This window comes from Flavobacterium sp. GP15, assembly GCF_014281985.1.
Lineage (GTDB): Bacteria > Bacteroidota > Bacteroidia > Flavobacteriales > Flavobacteriaceae > Flavobacterium > Flavobacterium pygoscelis.
Genome location: NZ_JACFTC010000013.1, coordinates 1 through 8,097 on the forward strand (window position 1 = coordinate 1; position 8,097 = coordinate 8,097).

Annotated in this window: 10 protein-coding genes; 4 read left to right on the plus strand and 6 right to left on the minus strand. The window is 27.6% G+C overall.

Features of this window, described 5'->3' with window-relative positions; translation table 11 throughout:
• Positions 1 to 124: 124 nt before the first annotated feature.
• From H2650_RS15405 to H2650_RS15425, 5 genes are all read right to left on the minus strand, one after another.
• Complete coding sequence (locus H2650_RS15405) at positions 125 to 1,864, minus strand: AIPR family protein (RefSeq protein WP_188051720.1); 1,740 nt, start codon at positions 1,862 to 1,864, stop codon at positions 125 to 127.
• 181 nt (positions 1,865 to 2,045) lie between these two features.
• Positions 2,046 to 2,318 carry a hypothetical protein gene (locus tag H2650_RS15410; RefSeq protein WP_188051721.1) on the minus strand — a complete coding sequence of 91 codons (273 nt, stop codon included), beginning with the start codon at positions 2,316 to 2,318 and terminating at the stop codon, positions 2,046 to 2,048.
• A 29-nt stretch (positions 2,319 to 2,347) separates the two neighbouring features.
• Complete coding sequence (locus tag H2650_RS15415) at positions 2,348 to 2,599, minus strand: hypothetical protein (protein ID WP_188051722.1); 252 nt, start codon at positions 2,597 to 2,599, stop codon at positions 2,348 to 2,350.
• Positions 2,600 to 2,771: 172 nt separating this feature from the next.
• Positions 2,772 to 3,623: a hypothetical protein gene (locus tag H2650_RS15420; RefSeq protein ID WP_188051723.1), complete on the minus strand. Its 852-nt coding sequence runs from the start codon at positions 3,621 to 3,623 to the stop codon at positions 2,772 to 2,774.
• Positions 3,624 to 3,892: 269 nt separating this feature from the next.
• Positions 3,893 to 4,177, minus strand: coding sequence for a hypothetical protein (locus tag H2650_RS15425; RefSeq protein WP_188051724.1), 285 nt, complete (start codon positions 4,175 to 4,177; stop codon positions 3,893 to 3,895).
• A gap of 463 nt (positions 4,178 to 4,640) precedes the next feature.
• Between H2650_RS15425 and H2650_RS15430 the strand changes: the two genes are divergently transcribed.
• The 4 genes from H2650_RS15430 to H2650_RS15445 all read left to right on the plus strand — a co-directional run bounded on the left by H2650_RS15430 (position 4,641) and on the right by H2650_RS15445 (position 6,238).
• Entirely contained in the window at positions 4,641 to 4,808 is a 168-nt protein-coding gene (locus H2650_RS15430; RefSeq protein WP_188051725.1) for a hypothetical protein, read from the plus strand.
• 297 nt (positions 4,809 to 5,105) lie between these two features.
• Positions 5,106 to 5,273 carry a hypothetical protein gene (locus H2650_RS15435; RefSeq protein ID WP_188051725.1) on the plus strand — a complete coding sequence of 56 codons (168 nt, stop codon included), beginning with the start codon at positions 5,106 to 5,108 and terminating at the stop codon, positions 5,271 to 5,273.
• 183 nt (positions 5,274 to 5,456) lie between these two features.
• A complete protein-coding gene (locus H2650_RS15440) occupies positions 5,457 to 5,750 on the plus strand; it encodes a hypothetical protein (protein WP_188051726.1) in 294 nt (97 codons plus the stop codon).
• Positions 5,751 to 5,959: 209 nt separating this feature from the next.
• Positions 5,960 to 6,238: a hypothetical protein gene (locus H2650_RS15445; protein ID WP_188051727.1), complete on the plus strand. Its 279-nt coding sequence runs from the start codon at positions 5,960 to 5,962 to the stop codon at positions 6,236 to 6,238.
• Between the two features lie 137 nt (positions 6,239 to 6,375).
• On the opposite strand, the gene H2650_RS15450 is transcribed toward H2650_RS15445, so the two are convergent.
• Positions 6,376 to 7,644, minus strand: a complete 1,269-nt coding sequence (locus tag H2650_RS15450; protein ID WP_188051728.1) for an HNH endonuclease — start codon at positions 7,642 to 7,644, stop codon at positions 6,376 to 6,378.
• Positions 7,645 to 8,097 lie beyond the last annotated feature (453 nt).

Genomic DNA, 8,097 nt, shown 5'->3' on the forward strand with positions numbered 1-8,097 from the left:
GTCTTGGCGCTACAAGAAGTTGGGGATTAAAGATGCGATATTTTTCCATTAACCACTAATTTTTCAAGTACAAAACCATCTTTAAATTCAGCCTAAAACCCCAATTTCTTGTAACGGCTGTTAGCTACAGTTTCTTTGCCAGATATTTTTCAATTTCAATATTTAAATCATTACTGTATTTAGAACGCTTTATGACATCTCTTGATGGGATTTCTAATATTTCAATTATTTTAAAACATTCTTGAAATATTTTTTCATAATTTTTTTTATCAGAAATTAATGTGTCTATTATATTTGTAGCGTATTTTGTTGCTTTGGTTGAATTAGGTTTAATATCTTCTAATTTTCCATTTGCAATATGTTTATATATTGATAAAATGTGCCATTTTAAATAGGAGTATTTATTTGCATTAAATTTTTTGCTATTTATAAGATTGTTTAATTTATATAAACAGAGAGCAGATGCAAAATATAAGGATTCTTGGTCATTATCTTTAAACAAATTGTCACTTTGAATTTCAAAGATTTTAGAAACATATCTTGCCGAGTTATATGGCTGATTTAGAAACATTGCATTATAACTTCTACATAATAATTTTATATCAAAAATTCTAGATTGTTGATAGTCTTTGATTTTAAATTCATTTTCTCTTCTTTCAAAATATATATGATTTTCTATGGAGTTTTTTGAATTTTCAATTTCAAAATATTTTTGGACAAACTTGGTTTTTTCTTTTAATGAAAAAAAAGCTTCGTCACTTATATTTGTTTGACTGTTTGTTGCTGAAATTATATTTGTTATGTTATTCTCATCTGAAGTTTCAACACATTTTACTACAACATTTATTTTATCATCAAGAAAATTATAATTTTCGTAAAGTGTATTACTTGTTTGACAACCATTGATTATTTGGTAGTTTACTAAATCAATTTCTTTTGAGTTGGGAGTTAGAGTTAGTTCAGGAGTTATTATTGTAATTCCATTGTTTAATACAGAAAACAAATCCTTATTTTCTATGTCTTGAAGTGTTTTACTTATTTTAGTATTTACTGGAGTATTACCAAGAAACGCTCTAATGTTTTCTTCAAAAACTTCATGTTTTATTAATCCCGTTGCTTCATCGATTAATACTTTATCAACAAATTCTTTTGCATTTACTAAAGTAACATAAGACTGTTTAATATTGGGCATTGGTGGCATTCCAAAGTATTCTATAACTTTTAGTTTGGCTTCGTTATTTTGATTAATAGAGTTCCAAATTTTGCCTAGTTCTTTTCTGTCTAATGGTTCGACTTTTACATTAAAAAACAATTCTGTTTCGATTAAACTTCTTTGTATAATTTCAAAAGATGCCTTTAATTCTTTTGTTTCATCATAATTTCCACTTGTGCAATAATAGATTTCAACATCTGGAAGCTTATTTTTTACCTTTTTTAGATTATTTAAGATTACATTAAAAATTTCTAAAGATTCTTTATTAATTTCTCCATTTGGTAATTTTGGATCTAAAGAGAAAAAATCTACAATTCCTAGATTGAAATTAGCAATCTCTTCTTTCTCAAATTTTTCCCCAGATTTTACTTGAGTAATTATAATTTTTGTTTCAAAATTTGTTTTATGCGTGCTGAATATTTCTGTTGCATCGTCAGCAGTTAATATTAACTCATTATCTATAATTATTGCGATACCGTCTAAAGATGCATCATCTTCAGAAGTAGTAACATTTATTGGATTAAATCTTCCCAAAAATGATTTTGAAACTACACAATAATTACAAAAAATTTCGAAGAGTTTATCTTCTTTTTCTTTAATTTCAAAACTATCACTTAGTTGCTCAACGTATTTTTTTAAGATTATATGCATTTTATATTTTGTAGTTTAATTCTTGTTTTTCGGTGAAATTGTAGCTAACGTTTCGCGGCTTTGCGAGGTTGCGAACTTCGTAACCGAGTTCTTTCGGCTAAGATAGAATATCTTGCGAAAGATAAACTTGATTTTAGCACATATTTCGCAATCTCGCAAAACCGCTGTTAGCGGTAGTGCATTATTCCACGATATTTTTATAATTCTGCTCTTCTAATTTTCCAAATCGATAATAAGTTCTAATTTCATCTGAAAACATTTGTAAATTTTCTGTTTTAGTCTGAAGGAAAAAATATTTTTTATATTCTCCATTTTTTTTAAATATCTCGATATAATTTTTAACGCCATTTGACTTTTTACGTTCCCAAGCTTTTATATTTCCGTTAAATTTTCCACGAATAGAATCACTTAATATGGCTATTTTTTCAATTTCGTAAATTGTGTAAACATTCATATTACAAGTAATTTTTTCTGATTCTATCTTTAAGTAACCATTAAATTTTCATTAGCGGTTTCACATTTAAAACTATTACTTATGACAAAATAAATAGTAAACAAAAAAGCTATTATTACAAAAAGTACACCAAGCAAATCAAAGTCTTCTTCATATTGTGGAAATATTGAATTTGCAAAATTAGACAAAAATGGTAGTAACCATAAAACCAATGCTGTTAATAACCTACTATCAATTTCAAATGAGTTGCTTGGATTATATATTTGTAGTTTCTTTTCCATAGTTTCTTGAATTTACGTCTTTGCTGGCGCATTACCGCTAACGTCTTGGCGCTACACGAGGTTTGGGATTAAAGATGCGAGATTTTTCCATTATGCACAAATTTTCCAAGTACAAAACCATCTTTAAATTCAGCCAAATACCCAAATCTCTTGTAACGGCTGTTGGCAGAAGTTATTTATTTAAAAAGTCTTGGATTTGTTCCATTTTGTGTGTAAAACCCAAATTTATAATATTTTTAGGTTCAATTTCATTTATGTTCTTGCCAAATACTTCAAGTGTTAAACATTCAATATTTAGAGAATATTTTATATTCGTCGCATTTTTACATTTTGTCTTTATAAAATCTATATCTTCTTCAAATAATTCTTTAACTTCATTTTCTTTTAATTGTATAAGTTCTTTTGTGTATTTTTTTGTTTTGCGTAAATCAAATAATGAAATAAAAGGTTTTTGGATTGATTCTATTGTTTTTTTTGATAATATAGATTTATAGTTTTTTAAGCTAAAAATTTCATTTGTAGGAAAGTTCAATAAGTTTAATAAATATGATATTTCATTTAAACAATCATTAAATTCATTTTTAGAACTAATTTTTTCTAAATATTCTTTAATGATAGTTACATCGATTTTGTAGATTTCAGCTAAACCAACATAATTACAAATCCAAGAATCGGGATTTTCTTCTGTTTCATTAGAGTTAGTAGTAAAACGTGAAATTTCTTTTCCATTTCTATAAAGTAAAAAGTACCAAAAATCATTATCATAAATGTAAAAAGTAAATACTAATGTATTTAAATTTTTAGAAATAAATTGAGCACAATTATAAAAATCAGTATTAAATTCAGGATATAGAATCGAAGTTAAATTTTCATCTATTTTTTTAACTTTAGAGTAAAGTATATTTTGCTCATCTATGCTTAATGATTTTAAATCTCCTTGGATATTTTCAGAAAATTCAATTAGTTTTTTTTCAGTATTATTTTTTGAGTTTTGAACTACAGATATTGCTAAAAATGTTCCCATATTTCGGTTTTTTGCTTTAATTTCTGCCAACGTCTTGGCGCTTGGCGTGGTTGGGGACTTTTGAAACCGAGTATTTTCGGCTTAACGTAAAGGTAATTAAAAAACGCTAATTCCACTAAATCCCCAATCACGCCAAACGGCTGTTGGCAGATCGGCTTTTTATTTGTTCTATTTTCGTATATTTTTCCACTTAAATTAAGCGAAAAAATTTTTTAGCATAAAAAAAGTCTACCGATTAAAGTAGACTGTTATATTCTCAAAAAAGTATTTTATTTAGCAATACTTAATAAATTTTCATATTCTTCTGAATAGTTAGAAACTTTTTGAATTTTAATAAGTTCGTGCTTTATTTCTCCAAGTTTTTCTCCAACTCCTTTAAATTCATCGTTAGAATTATTTATTAAAGCATCAACTTTCTCGTTAATTATCTCAAAATTATTATCTGTAGCTTTAAAAGATTTTACCGAGTGTTGGCTATGAGTTAAAAAAGAACTAATTAATGAATCTAATTTAGATTCAAGAGCAGTTAATCTTGTTTCAAGTTCTAAAGACATAAATAAATTATTTTTAATTATATTAAATTATTTTTTTTACAAAAGTATTTAATTAAAGCGTTGAAAACACGCATTTTGTTATTTATATAGATTCTAAATAGATTAAATGTAATAGGCCTATTTAAGATTATTACATAATTATTTCAAATTAACAACTCACGTTTTCGTTTTCTACCAAGCTGTCTGCCAACGTTCCCTCGCTTTGTGATGTTGCGGACTTGCGAAACGAGTATTTTCCGCTTAAAATAAACGTCTACGGACAAAATAAATATCAATTAACCACTAAACCCGCAATAGCACAAAACGAGTGTTATGACCAGTGCATTTTCGGATTAAAAATAAATAATCATGTTAGAACTTATAGAATGGTTTGAAAATACAACTCCTTTTAAATTCTGTTTAGGATTAATTGGAATATCAATAGTAATTAGAATTATTTACGAAATATTAACAGATAAATAAAATGAAAATATCAGAAGTAAAAATTGGTCAAAAAATAGACCACGGAGAAAAAGGAGAAGGAATTGTAATCGCTAAAACACCAAGAACTATTACAGCAAAGTTTCCAAAAGTAACAACAAAAGTTACTTATAGATTTAAAGATGCAATTTTTTCTCCAATTGATTTTTGAGCGATCCAACCGCATTGGTCATAACGTTCCCTCGCTTTGTGATGTTGCGGACTTGCGAAACGAGTATTTTCCGCTTAAAATAAACGTCTACGGACAAAATAAATATCAATTAACCACTAAACCCGCAATAGCACAAAACGAGTGTTATGACCAGTGCATTTTCGGATTAAAAATAAATAATCATGTTAGAACTTATAGAATGGTTTGAAAATACAACTCCTTTTAAATTCTGTTTAGGATTAATTGGAATATCAATAGTAATTAGAATTATTTACGAAATATTAACAGATAAATAAAATGAAAATATCAGAAGTAAAAATTGGTCAAAAAATAGACCACGGAGAAAAAGGAGAAGGAATTGTAATCGCTAAAACACCAAGAACTATTACAGCAAAGTTTCCAAAAGTAACAACAAAAGTTACTTATAGATTTAAAGATGCAATTTTTTCTCCAATTGATTTTTGAGCGATCCAACCGCATTGGTCATAACGTCCTGTGGCTTTATTTCAGTTGCGAAATACGGAACTGGGTATTTTCCGCCACCACTAAACGTAATGCGAAACGTGAACGTGAATTAAACCACTAAACTCGCAATTGAATAAAACCGCTGTTATAAGCCGTTTTTTTATTAACTACAAATTTAAAATTATGCCAACAGTTATTTCAGAAATAAATATTAAAAAATCACAAAAAGATTACCATTGCAATGGTTGTGAAACTATTTTAGAAGGTGGTTCTTTTAATCAATTTTGCGAAAATGTAAAACTAACTTTTTCAGAAAAAAGGGCTTTAGTTTTAGCTAAAGAAAACAATTATAAAATAATAAAAGGTAATGGATATTTGAAACAGTTCAATAAACAAGATGGAGAAACTTATGTTTTTCGTTCAATTCCAGAAATACATAAAATATGTTGTAAATACGATTTATATACCGATTGGTAAAATGGCTTATAACGGTTTCTCGCTTTGTTTCTGTTGCGGACTTGCGAAACGAGTATTTTCCGCTAAATAATAACGTCTACGGACAAAATAAATATCAATTAACCACATAACCCGCAATAGCACAAAACGAGTGTTAGCAGTAGTTATAATTACTAAACGGTTTATTTTACGCACCGATTTAAAGCGTGAAAAATTTAAATATAAATACGATGAAAAAACATTTTGTTATCACAAATTTACCAGTAAGATTACCATTTCAAAGCACAATCCTTTATAGTTTTTTGCTTTATTATTTCCAAGTAGATAGTTTGTATTGGGGAATTTTCATAACGCTTTATTCTATTTTATGGATAATAGCAATTGTTGTAAAATTCAACGAAATTAAAGTTGATTTAAACGCAACAAAAGATGAAGAAAAAAATATTTTTAAGCAAAGTAAATTCCAAGAGAAACTAAATGAACTTATGAAAACGAAGGCTTCTGAATAATTACTGCTAACGTCTTGGCGCTTGCCGAGGTTGGGGACTTTCGAAGCCGAGTATTTTCGGCTTAACGTAAATGTAGTAAAAAAACGCTAATTCCACTAAATCCCCAATCTTGGCAAACGGCTGTTATGCGTTCGCTTTTATTTTTTCTGTTTTGGTTCAAAGTTTAAATTCATTGTAAATTTTCTCGGCATATTATCATCCATTTTCATAAATGTCCAATTAGTGATTGAATTATAATGTTTGAAAAAGTTCCAAAATACTTTGTAATCGTTAGCATCTGTAAATTCAATTTTGTCATTACTTGATTTAGGTATTATAAAAGCAAAGGTCAGAAAGGTAAATCTAAATTCCGCTACTGCAAATGGCAATTCAAAATCGTCATTTTTTCTAATATAGAGCATTATTTTTGGATGGTGTGAAAATAAACTATAAGACGTTAGCATCGCTACTTTCGGTAAAGTATCTAAACTAATTTCACTATTTATCCATTTAATAGTATCTTCAAAATATTCTAAATATTTCTGGTCAATCACACTTAATGCATATTTAGAAAGTGTTCTATAAATATTTTGAGCAGTAAGTTCTTGTGAAGTTTCTAATTTAACTTTGAAGTCATCCGTGTTTTCATCATTTATTTCTTCATCTGTCGAATAATGTTTAATTGTTATAGTTCCATTATTTTCCATCTCAAAATTTTTACCTTTCAATTTAGGAATGCCATTTTTACCTTTAATACCAAATATATTTCGATATAGATTTAGATACAAAATAAGGTCGTTTTCTATACCTGTTCCAAACTTTTCATTACAAGAGTCACATTCATCATTTGTAATTATTTTTTTGTTTCCTAATGCTTCTGAAATTGAGTGAGCTATCTTTTTGAACTTTACTTCATCTGAACGCTTACTACAAAACCTACATACTCGTTTTGATTTGTCAGATTCTCCGATTTTATTTCTTGTGTTTTCGTCAAAAGCAAACATTTCATATTTCTCTTTTAATTCTCCAAATAATTCATCAATTTGATTTGTGAGTGTTTCAAAATCTTCATTTTTATCTAATGCTGATAAATAATTATAGAACTGAAAACTCTCTTCTTTAGGTAAGATTGAATTGGGAAAAATGAAAAAATGTTCATCTTCTTTTAAGTCATTAAAATAAGTATTTAGCTGTTGTATTTTTTGGTCAAATGATTTGTATTTTTGGACAACAGAGTCTATTTTACTCTTGAATTCAGTTGTATTTTGTTGTAGAGATTCTATATTGATTTTCTGATTTTCATAATCAATGTCTTTGGCAAAGACCATAATAATGTCATTTATTATTTCGTCAATTTCTTGTTTAGAATCTATAATAAAGTCGAGGCTTCTTGATAATGCTAAAAATGTAATTCTAAAATTGTTCATAGTTGTGTTTTCTGTTAAAGTGACGCATAACGTCTTGGCGCTACAAGAAGTTTGGGATTAAAGATGCGAGATTTTTCCATTAAACACAAATTTTACAAATACAAAACTATATTTAAATTAAGCCAAATACCCAAATTTCTTGTAACGGCTGTTATGCGATCGGCAGTATATGTTCTATGTTTGTCCATTCCAATTCATTCCAATCGTCGCTTCCAAATTTAGTTAATATTAATTCTTAAAAATCTTCTTTTGACCTTAAAAAGCTAAAAAAAAAATCGGAAAAATTTCGCTTTAGAAGTTTCTGTTTTCCAAAAACTCGATAAACTCCAATTTTCAAGTTTCCACATTCTACAAACTTGATCACGTTTCAATTTTCAAGTTTCTGTTTTCCATAAACTCGATAAAGTTCCACTTTTCAAGTTTCCACATTCTGTAAACTTAATCACGTTTCAA